The sequence below is a fragment of the Streptomyces sp. NPDC050485 genome (genome assembly GCF_044458185.1).
Classification (GTDB): Bacteria; Actinomycetota; Actinomycetes; order Streptomycetales; family Streptomycetaceae; genus Streptomyces.
Genome location: NZ_JBITHR010000013.1, coordinates 176,022 through 194,171, shown reverse-complemented (window position 1 = coordinate 194,171; position 18,150 = coordinate 176,022). Strand labels below are relative to the sequence as shown.

The following is an 18,150-nucleotide window of genomic DNA, read 5'->3' as shown; positions in this document are numbered from 1 at the left end:
GCCGAACGGGTGACTCCGTGCAGCCTCCAGGCCCCCTGTTACTACCCTTGTTTCTGTCTCATTCCCCCTCTTGGGCGGTCGGCATCGCGGCTTCCCGCGCCGCTTCCGGCCCTTGTGCCAGCAGCACGGCGAAGCCGTCCTCGTCCAGAACCGGAACCTTCAGCTGCATCGCCTTGTCGTATTTCGAACCTGGGCTGTCGCCGACGACAACGAATGACGTCTTCTTGGAAACGGAACCGGTGACCTTGGCTCCGCGGCTCTGCAGGGCCTCTTTCGCGCCATCTCTGGTGTGCCGCTCAAGAGTTCCGGTCACGACGACGGTGAGGCCCTCCAGCGGGCGCGGCCCCTCGTCCTCGCCGGTGCTCTCGTCCTCCATGCGGACTCCGGCGGCCTTCCACTTGCGCAGGATCTCCTGGTGCCACTCCTCGGCGAACCACTGCTTGAGGGAGGCCGCGATGATCCCGCCGACGCCTTCCACCGCGGCGAGTTCGTCCTCGCTGGCCTGCTCGATGCGGTCGATGGAGCGGAATTCGCGGGCCAGCGCCTCGGCAGCGACCGGGCCGACATGGCGGATGGAGAGCCCGGTGAGGATGCGCGCGAGCGGGCGCTCCTTGGCCGCCGCGATGTTCTCCAGCATGGAGACGGCGTTCTTGCGCGGCTCCCCGTTCATGTTGGCGAAGACCAGGGCGGTCTTCTCCTCGCCGGTCTTGGGGTCGCGTTTGGGCAGCCCGCTGTCCTGATCGAGCACGTACGCCCGGATGGGCAGGAGCTGCTCCATGGTGAGGTCGAAGAGGTCGCCCTCGTCGCGCAGTGGCGGGGCGGCGGGCTCCAGCGGCTTGGTGAGCGCGGCCGCAGCGACGTATCCGAAGTTCTCGATGTCGAGGCTCTTGCGTCCCGCCAGGTAGAACAGCCGCTCCCGCAACTGGGCGGGGCAGGACTGGGCGTTGGGGCAGCGGAGGTCGATGTCGCCCTCCTTCATCGGGCGCAGCGCGGTCCCGCACTCCGGGCACTCGGAGGGCATCTCGAAGGGGTACTCGCTGCCGTCGCGCAGGTCGGCGACGGGGCCGAGGATCTCCGGGATGACGTCCCCGGCCTTCCTCAGCACCACGGTGTCGCCGATGAGGACGCCCTTGGCCTTGACGACGTCCTGGTTGTGGAGGGTGGCGAACTCGACCTCGGAGCCGGCCACGGTGACCGGCTCGACCTGTGCGTAGGGGGTGACGCGGCCCGTGCGGCCCACGCCCACGCGGATGTTGACGAGTTTGGTGTTGACCTCTTCGGGCGCGTACTTCCAGGCGATCGCCCAGCGCGGGGCGCGCGCGGTGGAGCCGAGGCGGCCCTGGAGGGGGATCTCGTCCAGCTTGACGACGACGCCGTCGATCTCGTGCTCCACCACGGAGTGCCGGTTCTCGCCCATGTACCTGATGAACTCCCGTACCTCTTCGAGGGAGTTGACCACCTTGTTGCGCTCGGCGGTCGGCAGGCCCCATTCGCGCAGCAGCCCGTACGCCTGCGAGAGGCGGTCGATGTCGAACCCCTCGCGAGCGCCGATGCCGTGCACCACCATGTGCAGCGGGCGGGTGGCGGTGACCTTGGGGTCCTTCTGGCGCAGTGAACCGGCCGCCGCGTTGCGCGGGTTGGCGAACGGCTTGTCGCCCGCTTCGACCAGCCGCGCGTTGAGGCCCTCGAAGGCCTCCATCGGGAAGTAGACCTCGCCGCGGATCTCCACGAGGGCGGGGATGCGGTCGCCCTTGAGGCGGGGCGGGATGTCGGCGATGGTGCGCACGTTGGGCGTGATGTCCTCGCCGGTGCGACCGTCGCCGCGGGTGGCGGCGCGGGTCAGCCTGCCATGCTCGTACGTCAGGTTCACGGCGAGGCCGTCGACCTTCAGCTCGCAGAGGTAGTGGTAGTCGGCGGTGCCGACGTCCTTGGCGATGCGCTCGGCCCAGGCCGCCAGTTCCTCGTCGTCGAAGGCGTTGTCCAGGGACAGCATCCGCTCGCGGTGCTGAACCGAGGCGAAGTCGGTCTCGTAGGCGCCGGCGACCTTCTGGGTCGGCGAGTCGGGCGTGCGCAGCTCGGGGTGCTCGTCCTCCAGGGCCTCCAGCGAGCGGAGCAGCTTGTCGAAGTCGCCGTCACTGATGACCGGTTGGTCCTTCACGTAGTACCGGAAGCGGTGCTCCTCGACCTGTTCGGCGAGGAGCGCGTGCTTCTCCCGTGCCTCCGTGGGCACCGCTGCGTTCTGTTCGGCAGCCACCGTCATGTCCTCCCGTTTCCCGTCTTCCCCGTCACTCAGGGTTGTCCGCGAGCGATCTCGCCGCCCGGACGCAGTGGGCGAGCGCCGCCCGGGCATAGGCCGGTGAAGCACCCGCGAGACCGCAGGACGGGGTGATCACCACGGACTCGCCCAGAGTCCCCGGATTCAGCCCCAGCCTGCGCCACAGCGTCCTGACTCCCATGACGCTACCGGCAGGGTCTGACAATGGGCCGTCGGCGGTGGGCACCACTCCGGCGAAGAGCTTGATGCCGCTCTCGGCGGCCTCGCCGATCTGCTCGTCATCACGCTCGGTGAGCAGTGAGAAATCGAACGACACCCCGGCTGCCCCGGCCCTCCGCAGCAGCGCGAACGGGACGTCGGGCGCGCAGGAGTGGACGACGACCGGCCCGTCGTGCACGGCGACGACGTCCCGCAGGGCGGCCTCCACGACCTGCCGGTCGACGGCCCGGTGCGTGCGGTACCCGCTGGCGGTACGGATCTGCCCGCGCAGCACCGAGGTGAGCGAGGGCTCGTCCAGCTGGAGCACGATGCGGGCTCCGGGCACCCGGCGGCGCACGTCGGCGAGGTGCTCGCGCAGGCCCTCGGCGAGCGATCCGGCGAGGTCGCGGCGGGCTCCGGGGTCGCCGAGCGAGAGCTCGCCGGTCCTGAGTTCCAGGGCGGCGGCCAGCGTCCACGGCCCGACGGCCTGCACCTTCAGCGGCCCGGTGTAGCCCTGGGTGAACTCCTCCAGGGCGTCGAGGTCCTCGCCGAGCCAGGACCGGGCCCGGCGGGTGTCGCGGCCCGGCCGGTCGCTGATCCGCCAGCCGCTGGGCTCCACATGCCCGTACATCTCGACCAGGAGGCCGATGGTGCGGCCGATCATGTCGGCGCCCGGCCCGCGCGCGGGCAGCTCGGCGAGATGGGGAAAGTCGCCGGCCGCCCCGTCGGCCCCGATCAGCGAGCCGGTGACGGTCTTGGCGGTCTCCCGCGCGTCGCCGCCCGGCATGGAACCGACCCCGGTGGCGGGCCCCCAGGGGAAATTACTCTGTTCGCTCACCCCGGAAGCGTACGCAACCGGGCACGGTGCCCGGCCGGGGCTACTTGCCCGGGCGCACGGTGAGGTCGTTGACCTCGGCGTCGGCCGGCAGGTCGATCGCCATGACGATGGTCGTGGCCACCGACTCGGGGTCGATGAACTTCGCCGGGTCGTACTCCTTGCCCTCCTGCGAGTGCACCTTGGCCTGCATCGGGGTCGCGGTGCGGCCCGGGTAGACCGAGGTCACGCGGACGCCGCCCGCGTGCTCCTCGTGCCGCAGGGAGTCGGCGAGCGCCTTGAGGCCGTGCTTGGAGGCGGCGTACGCGCCCCATTCGGCGTGGGCGTTGAGACCGGCACCGGAGTTCACGAAGACCACGTGGCCGCGCGAGGCCCGCAGTTGGGGCAGCAGATGGCGGGTGATCTCGGCGGGCGCGATCAGGTTGACGTTGAGCTGCTGGTGCCAGGTCTTGGGGCGCAGCTCGCCGATGGGGCCGAGATCGACGATGCCAGCGATGTGCAGCAGCGAGTCAAGGTGGCCCGGCATCGGCTGCTTGTCGAAGGCCCAGGAGAGCCGGTCGGGGTCGGCGAGGTCGCCGACGAGGGTGCGGGCGCCCGGGTGGCGGGCGGCGAGCTCCTTGGCGCGGCCGGCGTCGCGGGCGAGCAGGATGAGCTCGTCGCCGCGCTCGTGCAGCCGGCGCGCGACGGCCGCGCCGATGCCGGAACCGGCTCCGGTGATCAGATGAGTTGCCATGCCCGCCATGCTCGCACGCACTACTGGATACCGATGGACTCTTCGAGGTAGGCCAGCGCCGCTACGCCGTCCTCGGCGAAGAACACCAGGTCGGCGAGGGGGACGGGGAGGAAGCCCTCGTCCTCCATGCGACGGAACTGCTGCTTGAGGCCGTCGTAGAAGCCCGCGGTGTTCAGCAGGACGACCGGCTTGGTGGTCTGGCCGTGCTTCTTCAGTTCCAGGATCTCGGTGGCCTCGTCGAGGGTGCCGGTCCCGCCCACCATGATCACGACGGCGTCCGACTTGGCGAGCAGGAGCGCTTTGCGCTCGGCCAGGTCGGTGGCGATGACCATCTCGTCGGCGTTCTTGCGGGCCTTGGCCGCGAGGAAGTCGACGGAGACGCCGACGAGGCGGCCGCCCGCCTGCTGCACCCCGTCGGCGACGACCTTCATGAGGCCGCTCTCGGAGCCGCCCCACACCAGGGTGTGCTGGCCCTTGCCGAGGAGTTCGGCGAACTCGCGGGCGGGGCGGGTGTAGCGCTCGTCCAGATCGGCCGCGGACAGGAAGACGCAAATGTTCATGCGTCAACAGTAACGAGGGAAGAAGCACGGCCCGGCGGACGCTGCACCTCTTATGACGACAGGACATCGCATCACCGTGGAGCAGGGCACCGATCATGTGCGGGTCGTACGCGACGGGCAGGTGCTCGCCGAGAGCCGGCGTCCGCTGCTGCTGCGCGAGACCGGCCTCCCGGTCCGCTACTACCTTCCGCCCGAGGACGTACGCACCGACCTGCTGACCCCGTCGGACACCCACACGTACTGCCCGTTCAAGGGCACGGCCTCCTATTGGTCGCTGCCGGACGCGCCCGACCTCGTCTGGTACTACCCCGACCCGAAGCCCGACGTGGCCGAGATCAAGGACCACCTCTGTTTCTACGAAGTAGAAACCGTCGCTGACTAGTTCAGACCCGCGCGCCGACCTGGAAGGTGCGCCGGTACGCCACCGGCGAGACGCCCAGGACGGAACGCATGTGCTGGCGCAGCGAGTTGGCCGTGCCGAAGCCCGCCCGGTGGGCGACCAGGTCCACCGGCAGATCGCTGGACTCCAGGAGCTGGCGGGCCAGTTCCAGGCGCTGGGCGGTGAGCCAGGTTCCGGGCGTCATGCCCGCCTCCTCCCGGAAGCGGCGCGTGAAAGTGCGCAGGCTCATCTGAGCGTGGGCGGCCATCTCGCCCAGCGAGAGCGGCTCCTGGAGGCGCTCCAGGGCCCATGCCCGGGTGGCGGCGGTGCCGGCCACCGTCGGCTCGGGGACCGGGCGTTCGATGTACTGGGCCTGGCCACCGTCGCGCCACGGCGGGACGACGCAGTAGCGGGCGACCCGGTTGGCGACCTCGCTGCCGTGGTCGCGGCGTACCAGGTGCAGGCACAGGTCGATGCCGGCGGCGGCGCCCGCCGAGGTCAGCACGTCGCCGTCGTCGACGAAGAGGACGCCCGGGTCGACCTTGACGTGCGGGAAGGTGCGCTGGAAGGCGGCGGCGTCGTGCCAGTGCGTGGTGGCGGGCCGCCCGTCGAGCAGCCCGGCCGCGGCCAGGACGTAGGACGCGGTGCAGATGGAGACCATCCGGGTGCCGGGCCGGATCCGGTCGAAGGCGCGGGCCAGCGGCGCGGGCAGCGGGCCGCCGTCGGCGAGCGGCCCCAGTTCGTGGGTGGGCGGGATCACCACGGTGTCGGCCGCCGCGAGCGCCTCGGGGCCGTGCTCGACGGCGACCGAGAACCCGGCCTCGGTCCGCACCGGCCGGCCGTCGACGGTGCAGACGGCCACCTCGTAGAGGCGCTCGCCGTCCGGCCCCCGGGCGATGTCGAAGATCCGGGAGGGGATGCCGAGCTCGAAGGAGACCACTCCGTGGAGGGCGAGCACCGCCACGCGATGCGCTGTCCGTCGTTCGCTCATGGCCAGATCCTGTCACATCATGGCCAAACGGCCAGCACCACAAGCGGCTCCCGGGGCTCAGGCTGGTACTCCGACCAGCGGAAACTCCCGGAAAAGGACCAGACATGCCCCAGACCATGCGCGCCATCAGCCCCCTTGAGTGGGGCGGCCCCGAGGTGCTCGCCGAGATCGAGACCGAGCGCCCGGAGCCCGGCCCCACCGAGATCCTGGTCCGGGTGCACGCGGCCGGGGTCAACCCGGCCGACTGGAAGATCCGCACGAACGGCGCGTTCGGGCCGATGGGCACGCCGCCGATCCTCGGCTTCGACGTGTCCGGCACGGTCGAGGCGGTCGGGCGCGGCGTCACCCTGTACCGGCCCGGGGACGAGGTCTTCGGCATGCCGCGCTTCCCGCACCAGGCGGGTGCGTACGCCGAGTACGTCACGGCGCCCGCCCGGCACTTCGTGCGCAAGCCCGCCGGGATCGACCACGTCCAGGGGGCGGCGCTGCCGCTGGCCTCCCTGACCGCCTGGCAGTCGCTCGTCGACACGGCCCGACTGGCCGCGGGACAAAGGGTGTTGATCCATGCGGCGGCGGGCGGCGTCGGCCACCTCGCCGTGCAGATCGCCAAGGCGCGGGGCGCGTACGTGATCGGGACGGCCCGCGCCGCCAAGCACGACTTCGTGCGCGGGCTCGGCGCCGACGAGGTGATCGACTACACCGCCGTCGACTTCACCGAGGCGGTGCGGGACGTGGACGTCGTCCTGGACGCCGTCGGCGGCGACTACAGCGCGCGTTCCCTGAAGGTGCTGCGCCACGGCGGCACCCTGGTCTCGCTGGCCTCCCCGGACGAGCCCACGCTGCTCGCGGAGGCGGCCGCCCTCGGCATCACGGCGGGCTTCACTCTCGTTGAACCGGACTACGCGGGCCTGAAGGCGATCGCCGCACTGGTCGAGGAGGGCAGGCTGCGCGCCGAGATCGACACGGTGTTTGAACTCGTGGACGCGGCAAAGGCGCACGAGTACGGCGAGCGGGGCCACACCCAGGGCAAGATCGTCCTGAGGGTCGCCCAGGAGCCGCCCGCCGGGCGGCTCTAGACGGTCGCGGCGGCCCGCCGCGTCGTCGCGATCGTCGCGGAGCCCACCACGCGCGTGCCGTCGTACAGCACGATCGCCTGGCCGGGGGCGACGCCGCGGACCGGCTCGGTGAAGCGCACCTGGAGCTCGTCGTCGATCAGCTCGGCCGACACCTCGGTCTCGCCGCCGTGGGCGCGCAGCTGCGCGGTGTACGTGCCCGGTCCGGCCGGGGCGTTCCCGCACCAGCGGGGCTTGATCGCGCTCAGCGCGGTGACGTCCAGGGCCTCGACGGGGCCGACCGTCACCGTGTTGTTCACGGGCGAGATGTCGAGGACGTAGCGGGGCTTGCCGTCGGGCGCCGGGTGGCCGATGCGCAGGCCCTTGCGCTGACCGATGGTGAAGCCGAAGGCGCCCTCGTGGCTGCCGATCCTCGCACCGGACTCGTCGACGATGTCGCCCTCCGCCCTGCCCAGGCGGTCGGCGAGGAAGCCCTGGGTGTCGCCGTCGGCGATGAAGCAGATGTCGTGGCTGTCGGGCTTCTTGGCGACGGCCAGGCCCCGGCGCTCGGCCTCGGCGCGGATCTCGTCCTTGGTGGTGAGGGTGTCACCGAGCGGGAACATCGCGTGGGCGAGCTGGCGCTCGTCGAGCACGCCGAGTACGTACGACTGGTCCTTGGCCATGTCGGAGGCGCGGTGCAGCTCGCGGCTGCCGTCCTCGTTCCGGACGACGGTGGCGTAGTGGCCGGTGCACACGGCGTCGAAGCCGAGCGCGAGGGCCTTGTCGAGCAGCGCCGCGAACTTGATCTTCTCGTTGCAGCGCAGGCACGGGTTCGGCGTGCGGCCGGCCTCGTACTCGGCGATGAAGTCCTCCACGACGTCCTCGCGGAAGCGTTCCGCCAGGTCCCAGACGTAGAAGGGGATGCCGATGACGTCCGCGGCGCGGCGGGCGTCACGGGAGTCCTCGATGGTGCAGCAGCCGCGGGCCCCGGTGCGGAAGGACTGCGGGTTCGCGGAGAGCGCGAGGTGCACACCGGTGACGTCGTGCCCCGCTTCGGCGGCCCGGGCGGCGGCGACGGCGGAGTCCACACCGCCGGACATGGCGGCGAGCACCTTGAGCGGGCGCGGCGGGGTCGTCGGCTGCGTCATCGGGGAAGGCGAGGTCTCAGTCATAGCCTCACCAGGGTACGTGGGATCGGGAACCACTGGCGCGCGCGTATCCGTTGTAGATCTCAAGGGGTTCCGTTGTGGACCTCAAGGGGTTCAAGGGGAGCGGTACGGGACGGGCGGGGGCGGGGCGCATGGCGGTGAGCCGCAGAGGGCTGCTGATCGGGGGCGGGGTGGTGGCGCTCGGGACGATCGGATACCTGAACGCGCCACAGGCGCGCCCGCACAAGCCCCGAAAGGCCGGGGAAGTGGACTATGCGGGCGCCGAGTGGGTGCCGGCCTCGTCGGCGAACTGGCGCCGGGCCGACCGCCCGGAGGACTTCGCCGTCGACCGGGTGGTGATCCACGTCGTGCAGGGCAGCTACGCGACCGCCCTGGAGGCCTTCCAGGACCCGGGCCACGGCGCGGCCGCGCACTACGTGGTGCGCAAGGACGGGCGGATGGCCCAGACCGTCCGCGAGCTGGACGTGGCCTTCCACGCGGGCAACCGGAAGTACAACGAGCGCAGTGTCGGCATAGAGCACGAGGGGTTCGTGGACGAGGCCTCGTCCTTCACCGACGCCATGTACGCGTCCTCGGCGCGGCTCACGGCCGCGATATGCGCCCGCTACCGCATGGCCGTGGACCGGACCCACGTCATCGGGCACGCCGAGGTGCCCGGCACCGATCACACCGACCCGGGTCCGCACTGGGACTGGGAGCGCTACCTCCGGCTGGTCGCGTCGGCCCGCCCGGCCTGACCCGCCGACGGGGGCCGACTACGGACGGCTCAGACCAGTCCTGCCGTGCGGGCCCGTTCGACCGCGGGGCCGATGGCGGCGGCGACCGCTTCGATGTCGGCCTCGGTGGAGGTGTGGCCCAGCGAGAAGCGCAGGGTGCCGCGGGCCAGGTCGGGGTCGGTGCCGGTGGCGAGCAGGACGTGGCTGGGCTGGGCGACGCCCGCAGTGCAGGCGGAGCCGGTGGAGCATTCGATGCCCTGCGCGTCGAGCAGCAGGAGGAGGGAGTCGCCTTCGCAGCCGGGGAAGGTGAAGTGGGCATTGGCGGGGAGCCGCCCCGCCGGGTCCGGGTCGCCGCCGAGGATCGCGTCGGGCACGGCTTTGTGCACGGCCGTCACCAGCCGGTCGCGCAGCGCGCCGATGTCCCGGGCGAACGTGCCGCGCCGTTCGGCGGCGAGCCGGCCGGCGACCGCGAACGCGGCGATGGCGGGCACGTCGAGGGTGCCGGAGCGCACGTGCCGCTCCTGACCACCGCCGTGCAGCACGGGCACCGGGGTGTACTCACGGCCCAGGAGCAGCGCGCCGATCCCGTACGGGCCGCCGATCTTGTGGCCGGAGACGGTCATCGCGGCGAGGCCCGACGCGGCGAAGTTCACGTCGAGCTGACCGAAGGCCTGCACGGCGTCGGCGTGCAGCGGGACGTCGAACTCCCGCGCCACCGCGGCCAGTTCGGCGATCGGCATGATGGTGCCGATCTCGTTGTTGGCCCACATGACGGTGGCAAGCGCGACATCATCGGGGTCCCGCTCGATGGCTTCGCGCAGGGCCTCGGGGTGCACCCTGCCCTGCGGGTCGACGGGCAGGTACTCGACGGTCGCGCCCTCGTGTTCGCCGAGCCAGTGCACCGCGTCAAGCACGGCGTGGTGCTCGACGGGGCTGGCGAGGACGCGGACCCGGCGCGGGTCGGCGTCGCGGCGGGCCCAGAAAAGGCCCTTGACGGCGAGGTTGTCGGCCTCGGTGCCGCCGGCCGTGAAGACGACCTCGCTGGGGCGGGCGCCGAGCGACTCGGCGAGTTCCTCGCGGGCCTCTTCGGTGGTGCGGCGGGCTCGCCGTCCGGCGGCGTGCAGCGAGGACGCGTTGCCGGTGACGGTCAGCTGGGCGGTCATCGCCTGGACCGCCTCCGGGAGCATCGGGGTGGTCGCGGCGTGGTCGAGGTAAGCCATGGTGGGCCCGATTCTACGAGCCGCGGCGGTCGGGCCGTGCGGCGGTTCCGGCCAGCGGCCGGTGAGCCGGGCGGCCTGCGGGCCGTTCAGCCGCCGATGCCCCAGGAGACGGTGTGGTCGGCCATGACCAGCCCGGCGAGCAGCGCGAGATCGGCCACGCCGAGCGCGAGCCCGAGCAGGGCGCGCCCGCGGCGCTTGGTCCCGTACAGGAGGGAGAGGGAGGAGAGGACGATGGCGACGGGGCCGAGGACGACGTTCATCACGAGCAGCCCGAGCAGGCCGAGGACGAAGGCCGCGACGGCCATCCCGTCGGCGTCACGGTCCCGCTTGCGGCGGCGGATCGCTGCGAGTGCCATGGTCAGGCCTTCCGGTTCGAGAGGCGTTCGCGGGCGACGAAGATCAGGAGCCAGAGGGCGATGGCGCCGCCTGCGGCCAGGGTGACCGGGAGCGGGAGGTGCGCCGCTGAGCCCAGCACGACCCCCAGCAGGAGGAGGGCTGCGACGATGAAAAGCATGACGTTCCTTTCCGGGCGGACCGATCGCCGGGGTCAACCGGCTTTCGGAGTACGACTGTTCACTGACTACGTAGTCTAGTCTTCCCAACTTCAGCGAACAGATGTTTACTGAGTGGCATGAGCCACACTCTCGGAATCCGGCAGGCCCAGAAGCAGAAGACCCGGCAGGCCCTCATGGACTCGGCGCTCCAGCTCCTGGAGCACCAGAGCCTGAGCAGCCTCGGGCTGCGCGAGGTCACCCGGGCCGTGGGGGTGGCGCCGGCCGCGTTCTACCGGCATTTCAAGGACACCGCCGACCTCGGGGTCGCGCTGGTCGAGCAGGCGCTCGGCAGTCTGCACGACACGATCCGCGCGGTGATCGTCACGACCGGTTCGGGCGAGGAACGCATCGACCGGGCGGTCGAGTTGATCGCCGCCCATGTCCGCACGCACCCGGCGCACGTCCGCTTCATCGCCCGCGAACGGCACGGCGGGGTGGCCCCGGTCCGCGAGGCCATCGGCGTACAGCTGCGGCGCTTCGCCGACGAGGTGGCCGAGGCGCTCGGCGCCGACCCGGAGTCGGCGGGCTGGACGCGGGCGGACCTGCGCATGCTGGCCGGGGTCTACGTCGACCACATGGTGATGACGGCGTCGGCCCTGCTGGAGGGCGGCGAGGAGGCCGTCCTGACCACCGCCCGCGCCCAGCTCCGCCTGGTGGCCCTGGGCCGCCGCCACTGGCTGGACTAAAGGCAATACCAGCGCCATAGGGGCAAGTTCAGCCGTCTGACCTGCGGAGACTTTGCGCTCCGGCGGGCTTGGCAGCCGCAGGGTCACTGGTATTGGGGCTAAAGGGCGCCGGGCGACCCCGGCTTCCCGGCGTACAGCCGGAGCAGCTCGGCGGCCGCCTCGGCGAGGACTTCCCGGGCGGCCGGGGGTTCGAGGACCTCCACACCGGCGCCGAAGCTCAACAGCTGGCGGACCGCGCGCAGTTCACTCACCGCGAGCTCCACGGTGGCCCACTCCCCCGCCGGGTCCGGCTCGGGTGCGGCGGTCAGCTGCGCACCGTGGAGGCGTACGAACTGGTCGAGCCGGCCGGCCCGCACCCGGGCCCGCACCAGGACCTCCGCGGGGCGCCGCTCGACCTGGCGGCGCAACTGCTCCCAGACCTCGGCGAGTTCGACGCCGCGCCTGCGCCGCACCGGCTCGTCGGTCACGGTGGCGGACCTGACCCGCTCGGCGCGGTACAGCCGGGGCGCGCCGCGGTGGTCGGCGACGAGGTACCAGACACCGGCCTTCACGACGAGCCCGTACGGGTCGACGGTGTACGTGCTCGGCGCGTCGGCCCCGCTGTGCCGGTAGCGCAGCCGCAGGCGGCGGTCGGCAAAGACGGCGGTGTTGAGTACGTCGAGGTCGACGGCGGGGGCGGCGGTACGCATCCACCGCTCCGGGTCGACCAGGATGCGCCGGCTGGTCAACTCGGCGGCGGGGCGGTGCGGTTCGGGCAGCGCCGCCATGACCTTGCGCAGGGCCGAGCCGAGCGCCGCGTCGAGCCCGAGGGCGGTGTGCGCGCCCTGCGCGGCGAGGACGAACAGGGCGCGGGACTCGTCGGCGGTGAGCCCGGTGACGTCGGTGCGGTATCCGGGGAGCAGCGCGATACCGCCGTGCCGGCCGCGCTCGGTGTACACCGGGACGCCGGACGCCGAGAGCGCCTCGACGTCGCGGTAGACGGTCCGTACGGAGACTTCCAGGCGGTCGGCGAGTTCGGTGGCGGTTGCGCGGCCGCGGGTCTGGAGCAGGAGGAGGATCGAGAGCAGCCGGTCGGATTTCACGGGCCCAGGATGCCTGGCCAACCCCTGGGGCCCCGCCCCGGACCCCGCCCCTCAATCTCCCCCGAGGCCCAAAGGGCCAGGGGGACCCCCATGAGGGGCTGGAGTCTGCCTCGCCCAGGGTCGAGGGGCGAAGCCTCCGGCTCAACCCCGAGGCGCGCGGGCCAGTTGGCGGGACTGGGCTACCAGGCGGTCTGCCGCGTCCCAGACTTCCGCGTCCTCCTCCAGGAAGCCGCCCGCCAGGTTGCGGGTCGTGATGGACACCCGCAGCGGACCCGGCGCCGGGCGGCAGCGGATGTGGGTGGTCAGTTCGACCGTGGGGGTCCAGCCCTGCAGGCCCAGCTCGAAGGAGGTCGGCGGCAGGGCGTCGACGGTGAGCAGCAGCGAGAGCGGGTCGGCGTCACGCCCGTCCGCGAGCCCGAACCACCCCCGCATCTCGCCCTTCCCGGACGGCGCGCCCACCGCCCAGCCGAGCGTCGTCGGGTCGAGCTTGAGCATCAGGCGGTCGGTGATCGCCGAACTGCCGGGGATCGGCGGCCGACTGCCGTCGGGGGCGTCCGTCGCGCCGATGCAGTGCGAGAGCGGCGGCATCGCGGGCGGCTTGGCCGTGGTGCGCACGTCGTCGGAGAGTGCGTCCAGGTCGCCGTACGAGGCGAGCACCCGGATGCGTTCGACCTCTGTGCCGTCCTCGCCGTACTGGAAGAGCGAGGCCTGGCCGGTGGAGAGAGTGCGGCCGGTGCGCACCACCTGAGTGCGGATGACGGCGGGGCCCGGCACGGACGGCGTGAGGTAGTGCGCGGAGACCGTGAACGGGTCCGGGTGCGGCAGGGCGTCGCCGAGGGCGCGGCCGAGCAGGGCGAGCAGATAGCCGCCGTTGACGGCGTGGATGATGGTCCAGCCCGCCGAGAGTTCCGCGTCATAGACCCCCGCTTCGCGCAGGGTGACGGCGGTGTCGCGGTCGAACTCGCTGTCCCCGATCGCGGCGGGGAGTACTGGTGACGATGCCTGTGCCATGCGCAGCACCGTACACCGATAAATTACTGAGCGGTAGCTTTTTCTGTCCACCGCCAAGAGCCCTCTGATCCCGGGCCGCTACGCCTCCTCCAGTGTCGAGCTCCGCCGGTGCCAGGCCCGCGGCGCCCGCCAGTGGTACTTGAGCGCGGCGATGCGCAGCAGGAACGCCGTGACCACCGCCAGCCCGCTGGTCCCGGCGTTCAGCACGTCGAAGCGGATGAAGAGGACCACCATCGTGGCGCCGACGATCGCGGGCACCGCGTACAGGTCGCGGTCCCAGCGCAGCAGCGAGGGCACCTCGTTGGCGAGCACGTCGCGCAGCACGCCGCCGCCCACCGCCGTCGCCAGACCCAGGACCGCCGAGGAGGTCAGCCCGAGGCCGTAGTCGTACGCCTTGGTCGTGCCCGTCACGCAGAACAGGCCGAGGCCCGCCGCGTCGAAGACGTTGACCGCGGTCTGGGTGCGTTCGACCTCCGGGTGCAGGAAGAAGACGAGCACGGTGGCGAGCAGCGGGCAGACGAAGTACCCGAGGTCGGAGAAGGCGGCCGGCGGGACCGCTCCGATGATGAGGTCGCGGAACAGCCCTCCGCCCAGCGCGGTGACTTCGGCGAGCACCGCGATGCCGAACACGTCGAAGTTCTTGCGCACGGCGAGCAGGGCGCCCGAAATGGCGAAGACGAAGATTCCGACGAGGTCGAGCGAATGCTGGACGGAGGGACTGAACAGTTCGTGGAGCACCCGCCATTTTTACGCATGCCAGGGCCCCAGCACGCACAGGCCTCGCTTACAGCGCGGGCTTGCCCGTGTTGTAGATCCACTTCTGGAACAGATCGCCGAGCGGCCGGCCCGAGACGTGCTCGGCCAGCTTGACGAAGTCCGCGGTGTCGGCGTTGCCGTACCGGTGCAGCTTCGTCCAGGCCGGGAGCAGCTTGAAGAAGGCCTGGTCGCCGATGCGTTCGCGGAGCGCCTGGAGCATCATCGCGCCGCGCTGGTAGACCGCGGAGGAGAACATGGTGTCGCGCTGCGGGTCGGCCACCTCGATCTTCCAGAAGTCGGAGGCGGCCGGGCGCGCGTTGTAGGCGGCGCGGAAGGAGTCGTGGGCCGTCTCGGTTCCGCGGTGCTCCGCCCACAGCCACTGGGCGTAGGTGGCGAAGCCCTCGTTGAGCCAGATGTCCTTCCACTGGCGGACCGAGACGGAGTCGCCGAACCACTGGTGGGCGAGCTCGTGGACGATGGTCGACTCGGACCGCACCGCCGAATAGCTCGGCTTGGTCTGGGTCTCCAGGGAGAATCCGGCCTCCGGCATGTCGTCGACGACCGCGCCGGTCTCCTCGAAGGGGTACGGGCCGAAGAGCTTGGACCAGTAGTCGGTGGCCTCGGCGGTCACCGCGTACACGTCGACCGTGTTCTGGTGGGCGAGGACCGGGTCGATGGCGACGTAGATCGGGGTGCCCCCGGGCGTCCGGCCCGTCTTCACATCGAACTTGCCTATGGTCGCGGTCGCCAGATAGGTCGCCATCGGCTTGGTCTCGCGCCAGTGGAAGTACGAACGGCCGCCGCTGTCATAGGAGTTCACGAGGAGGCCGTTGGAGACGCCGGTCAGGCCCTTGGGCGCGTCGATGCGGATGTCGTACGTCGCCTTGTCGGAGGGGTGGTCGCTGGACGGGAACCAGGTGGAGGCGGCATTGGGCTCGCAGGCCACGAAGACGCCGTCCTTGGTCTTCATCCAGCCGTAGTCGGAACCGAAGACGATGGGGCCGTTCAGCGGCTTGGGCACTCCGCCGTAGACGACGGTGACCTCGAACCGCTCGCCCTTGCGCAGCCAGTGGCGCGGGGTGATGACGATCTCGTCGCCGGTTCTGGTGAAGTCGGCGGGGCGGTCGTTCACCCGGATCGAGTCGACGGTGAGCTTCTGGAGGTCGAGGTCGAAGCTGGAGAGGTTCTGGGTGGCGCGGGCGGTGAGGGTGGTGCGCCCGTCCAGGCGCCCGGAATCGGGGTGGTAGCTGACCCCGAGGTCGTAATGGAGGGCGTGGAAGCCGCCGTTGCCCAGATCGGGGAAGTACGGGTCGCCGATGCCGGGGGCGCCCGGCGTGGCGGCGGGCGCGGCGGCGATGGTGAACCCGGCGGCCACCGCGGTGGCGAGGGCGAGCAGCCGGGAGCTACGACGTGCCGAACGGGAGAGTGCCATGAGTCTGCCCTTCGAACGTGTGCCGTTGTACGGACACGCAGACTCTGCACTCCCCCGTTTCGACATGGACATGACTTTGCCGAACTGTCATGCCTTACTTGCCGGTTGACTCCTGAGCGGTGCCGCCCTGCCCGGTGTCCCCGCCGTCTCCGGCAGCCTCGGACGGCTCGGAGGACTCAGACGGCTCGGGCTCGGCGGCCCCATCGGCCTCTGCCACATCCGTCGCGTCCGTCGCCGCCTCGGCTTCTCCGGCCTCCGTGACCTCTGCGGCCTCCGCCGCATCCGTCTCCTCCGCGGGCTCCGGCTCGCCGACCGTCACGATCTCGATCGACTCCCTGGCCTCCGGCAGGACCTCCTCGCCCGGTGCCTGGTCCGCAGCGTTCTCCGGGTGGTGGCAGGCCACCTTCTGGCCGGGCTTCAGCTCCACGAGCAGCGGCTCCTGCGTCTTGCAGATCTCCGTCGCCTTCCAGCACCGGGTGTGGAACCGGCAGCCGCTCGGCGGCGAGATCGGCGAGGGGACATCGCCCTTGAGCAGGATGCGGTCGCTCTTCATGCCGCGCCGCTTGGGGTCCGGCACCGGCACCGCGGACATCAGCGCCTTGGTGTACGGGTGCATCGGCGCCGCGTACAGCGACTTGCGGTCGGCCAGCTCCACGATCTTGCCGAGGTACATCACCGCGATCCGGTCCGAGACGTGCCGGATGACCGACAGGTCGTGCGCGATGATCACGTACGTCAGGCCGAGCTCCTGCTGGAGGTCGTCCAGAAGGTTGACCACCTGCGCCTGGATCGACACGTCGAGCGCCGAGACCGGCTCGTCCGCGACGACCAGCTTCGGGTTGAGCGCGAGCGCGCGGGCGATGCCGATGCGCTGGCGCTGGCCGCCGGAGAACTCGTGCGGATAGCGGTTGTAGTGCTCGGGGTTGAGGCCCACCAGCTCCATCAGCCGCTGGACCTCCTTCTTCACCCCGCCCTCGGGCGTGACGCCCTGGAGCCGGAAGGGGGTGGAGACGATCCCGCCGATGGTGTGGCGCGGGTTCAGCGAGCCGTACGGGTCCTGGAAGATCATCTGCACGTCGCGGCGCAGCGGGCGCATCTGCCCGGCCGACATGTGCGTGATGTCGTTCCCCTCGAACTCGACCTTGCCGCCGGTCGGTTCGAGCAGCCGCGTGATCAGCCGGCCCATGGTCGACTTGCCACAGCCCGACTCGCCCACGACACCGAGGGTCTCGCCCGGGAGCACGTCGAAGCTGATGCCGTCGACCGCCTTGACCGCGCTGGTCTGCCGGCCGAACAGCCCCTTCCTGATCGGGAAGTGCTTGACCAGGCCGTCGACCTTGAGGAGCGGCTCGGGCGAGGCCGCCGGCTGCTTCGGGATCGCTTTCTCAGCGGTGGTCTTCTTCTCGCTCACAGCTTCGGCGCAATCTCTTCGGTCCAGATACGGGTCCGCTCGTCCTGCGACATGTGACAGGCCGAGAAGTGACCGGCGTCGCCCTCCCACTCCGCGAGTTCGGGGCGCACGGTGCGGGTGAGGTTGTCCTTCGGGATGTCCGCGTACGGGCAGCGCGGGTTGAAGGCGCAGCCGGACGGGATGTTGATGAGGGACGGCGGCGAACCCTTGACCGGGATCAGGCGCTCCGTCTCCTCCCGGTCGATGCGCGGCATCGAGCCCAACAGGCCCCAGGTGTAGGGGTGTTGGGGAGTGGAGAAGACCTCGTCCGCCGGGCCCCGCTCGATGCAGCGCCCGCCGTACATCACCAGGAGCTTGTCGGCCATCTCGGCCACCACGCCCAGGTCGTGGGTGATCATGATGACGGCAGAGCCGAACTCCTTCTGCAGATCCCGGATCAGGTCGAGGATCTGCGCCTGCACGGTGACGTCCAGGGCGGTGGTCGGCTCGTCCGCGATGAGCAGCTCGGGGTTGTTGACCAGGGCCATCGCGATCATCGCGCGCTGGCGCATACCGCCGGAGAACTCGTGCGGGTAGGCGTCGACCCGCTTGCCGGGCTCCGGGATGCCGACCCGGTCGAGCATCTCGATGGCCCGGGTGCGGGCGGCCTTCTTGGTGACGTCGTTGTGGACCCGGTGGGCCTCCACGATCTGCTTGCCGACCGTGTAGTACGGGTGCATCGCGGAGAGCGGGTCCTGGAAGATCATCGCCATCTTGCGGCCGCGCAGCCGGCGGACGTGGTCGTCCTCGGCGCCGATCAGCTCCTCGCCGTCCAGCCAGACCTCGCCGGAGATCTTGACGTTGGAGGCGGTCCGGTGCAGACCCATGATCCCGAGCGAGGTCACGGACTTGCCGGAGCCGGACTCGCCCACGATGCCGAGCGTCTCACCGGGCTTGACGTCGAAGCTGACGCCGTCGACGGACTTGACCGTCCCGTCGATCGTGTCGAAGTGGATGCGCAGGTCCCGTACGGACAGGAAGGTGCCCTCGGGTGCGGCCGGGGGCTGGGCCACCGGCTCGTTCACGGCCGCCGAGCCCACGGTCTGCTCGT

Annotated in this window: 19 protein-coding genes; 4 read left to right on the top strand and 15 right to left on the bottom strand. The window is 71.2% G+C overall.

The window, feature by feature from the left end:
* Positions 1-58: 58 nt before the first annotated feature.
* Genes ligA through ACIBK6_RS25795 form a run of 4 tightly spaced genes read right to left on the bottom strand, consistent with a single transcriptional unit; the run spans position 59 to position 4,601 of the window.
* On the bottom strand, positions 59-2,260 hold the full coding sequence (ligA, locus tag ACIBK6_RS25810) for an NAD-dependent DNA ligase LigA (RefSeq protein WP_399053712.1): 2,202 nt from the start codon (positions 2,258-2,260) through the stop codon (positions 59-61).
* A 25-nt stretch (positions 2,261-2,285) separates the two neighbouring features.
* Positions 2,286-3,311: a methionine synthase gene (locus ACIBK6_RS25805; RefSeq protein WP_399053711.1), complete on the bottom strand. Its 1,026-nt coding sequence runs from the start codon at positions 3,309-3,311 to the stop codon at positions 2,286-2,288.
* 40 nt (positions 3,312-3,351) lie between these two features.
* Positions 3,352-4,050: an SDR family oxidoreductase gene (locus tag ACIBK6_RS25800; RefSeq protein ID WP_399053710.1), complete on the bottom strand. Its 699-nt coding sequence runs from the start codon at positions 4,048-4,050 to the stop codon at positions 3,352-3,354.
* A gap of 11 nt (positions 4,051-4,061) precedes the next feature.
* Complete coding sequence (locus tag ACIBK6_RS25795) at positions 4,062-4,601, bottom strand: TIGR00730 family Rossman fold protein (protein WP_399053709.1); 540 nt, start codon at positions 4,599-4,601, stop codon at positions 4,062-4,064.
* A gap of 52 nt (positions 4,602-4,653) precedes the next feature.
* On the opposite strand from ACIBK6_RS25795, the gene ACIBK6_RS25790 reads away from it, so the two are divergent.
* Positions 4,654-4,983: a DUF427 domain-containing protein gene (locus ACIBK6_RS25790; RefSeq protein WP_399053708.1), complete on the top strand. Its 330-nt coding sequence runs from the start codon at positions 4,654-4,656 to the stop codon at positions 4,981-4,983.
* A 1-nt stretch (position 4,984) separates the two neighbouring features.
* Here the strand turns inward: ACIBK6_RS25790 and ACIBK6_RS25785 are convergent, their stop codons facing one another.
* Complete coding sequence (locus tag ACIBK6_RS25785; protein ID WP_399053707.1) at positions 4,985-5,971, bottom strand: GlxA family transcriptional regulator; 987 nt, start codon at positions 5,969-5,971, stop codon at positions 4,985-4,987.
* 104 nt (positions 5,972-6,075) lie between these two features.
* Here ACIBK6_RS25785 and ACIBK6_RS25780 point away from each other — a divergent pair, with 104 nt between their 5' ends.
* The gene (locus tag ACIBK6_RS25780) at positions 6,076-7,047 is read left to right on the top strand and encodes an NADP-dependent oxidoreductase (protein WP_399053706.1); all 972 of its coding nucleotides are present in this window, start codon (positions 6,076-6,078) and stop codon (positions 7,045-7,047) included.
* Here ACIBK6_RS25780 and mnmA read toward each other — a convergent pair.
* A complete protein-coding gene (mnmA, locus tag ACIBK6_RS25775) occupies positions 7,044-8,171 on the bottom strand; it encodes a tRNA 2-thiouridine(34) synthase MnmA (protein WP_399053705.1) in 1,128 nt (375 codons plus the stop codon). The two genes, ACIBK6_RS25780 and mnmA, sit on opposite strands and share 4 nt — an antisense overlap.
* A 152-nt stretch (positions 8,172-8,323) precedes the next feature.
* Between mnmA and ACIBK6_RS25770 the strand changes: the two genes are divergently transcribed.
* Positions 8,324-8,929: an N-acetylmuramoyl-L-alanine amidase gene (locus tag ACIBK6_RS25770; RefSeq protein WP_399053757.1), complete on the top strand. Its 606-nt coding sequence runs from the start codon at positions 8,324-8,326 to the stop codon at positions 8,927-8,929.
* A gap of 29 nt (positions 8,930-8,958) precedes the next feature.
* On the opposite strand, the gene ACIBK6_RS25765 is transcribed toward ACIBK6_RS25770, so the two are convergent.
* From ACIBK6_RS25765 to ACIBK6_RS25755, 3 genes are all read right to left on the bottom strand, one after another.
* On the bottom strand, positions 8,959-10,128 hold the full coding sequence (locus tag ACIBK6_RS25765) for a cysteine desulfurase family protein (protein ID WP_399053704.1): 1,170 nt from the start codon (positions 10,126-10,128) through the stop codon (positions 8,959-8,961).
* Positions 10,129-10,214: 86 nt separating this feature from the next.
* Complete coding sequence (locus ACIBK6_RS25760; protein WP_399053703.1) at positions 10,215-10,484, bottom strand: DUF4190 domain-containing protein; 270 nt, start codon at positions 10,482-10,484, stop codon at positions 10,215-10,217.
* A gap of 2 nt (positions 10,485-10,486) precedes the next feature.
* Positions 10,487-10,642, bottom strand: a complete 156-nt coding sequence (locus ACIBK6_RS25755; protein ID WP_399053702.1) for a hypothetical protein — start codon at positions 10,640-10,642, stop codon at positions 10,487-10,489.
* A gap of 117 nt (positions 10,643-10,759) precedes the next feature.
* Here ACIBK6_RS25755 and ACIBK6_RS25750 point away from each other — a divergent pair, with 117 nt between their 5' ends.
* Positions 10,760-11,368: a TetR family transcriptional regulator gene (locus ACIBK6_RS25750; protein ID WP_399053701.1), complete on the top strand. Its 609-nt coding sequence runs from the start codon at positions 10,760-10,762 to the stop codon at positions 11,366-11,368.
* Between the two features lie 98 nt (positions 11,369-11,466).
* On the opposite strand, the gene ACIBK6_RS25745 is transcribed toward ACIBK6_RS25750, so the two are convergent.
* From ACIBK6_RS25745 to ACIBK6_RS25720, 6 genes are all read right to left on the bottom strand, one after another.
* Complete coding sequence (locus ACIBK6_RS25745; RefSeq protein ID WP_399053700.1) at positions 11,467-12,450, bottom strand: helix-turn-helix transcriptional regulator; 984 nt, start codon at positions 12,448-12,450, stop codon at positions 11,467-11,469.
* Positions 12,451-12,591: 141 nt separating this feature from the next.
* Positions 12,592-13,461, bottom strand: a complete 870-nt coding sequence (locus tag ACIBK6_RS25740) for a thioesterase family protein (protein WP_399053699.1) — start codon at positions 13,459-13,461, stop codon at positions 12,592-12,594.
* Positions 13,462-13,539: 78 nt separating this feature from the next.
* Positions 13,540-14,199 carry a trimeric intracellular cation channel family protein gene (locus ACIBK6_RS25735; protein WP_399053698.1) on the bottom strand — a complete coding sequence of 220 codons (660 nt, stop codon included), beginning with the start codon at positions 14,197-14,199 and terminating at the stop codon, positions 13,540-13,542.
* A 46-nt stretch (positions 14,200-14,245) separates the two neighbouring features.
* Positions 14,246-15,649 carry a M1 family metallopeptidase gene (locus ACIBK6_RS25730; protein WP_399053697.1) on the bottom strand — a complete coding sequence of 468 codons (1,404 nt, stop codon included), beginning with the start codon at positions 15,647-15,649 and terminating at the stop codon, positions 14,246-14,248.
* 94 nt (positions 15,650-15,743) lie between these two features.
* Complete coding sequence (locus ACIBK6_RS25725; RefSeq protein ID WP_399053696.1) at positions 15,744-17,060, bottom strand: ABC transporter ATP-binding protein; 1,317 nt, start codon at positions 17,058-17,060, stop codon at positions 15,744-15,746.
* A complete protein-coding gene (locus tag ACIBK6_RS25720; RefSeq protein WP_399053756.1) occupies positions 17,057-18,139 on the bottom strand; it encodes an ABC transporter ATP-binding protein in 1,083 nt (360 codons plus the stop codon). Before ACIBK6_RS25720 ends, ACIBK6_RS25725 begins: the two co-directional genes overlap by 4 nt.
* Positions 18,140-18,150 lie beyond the last annotated feature (11 nt).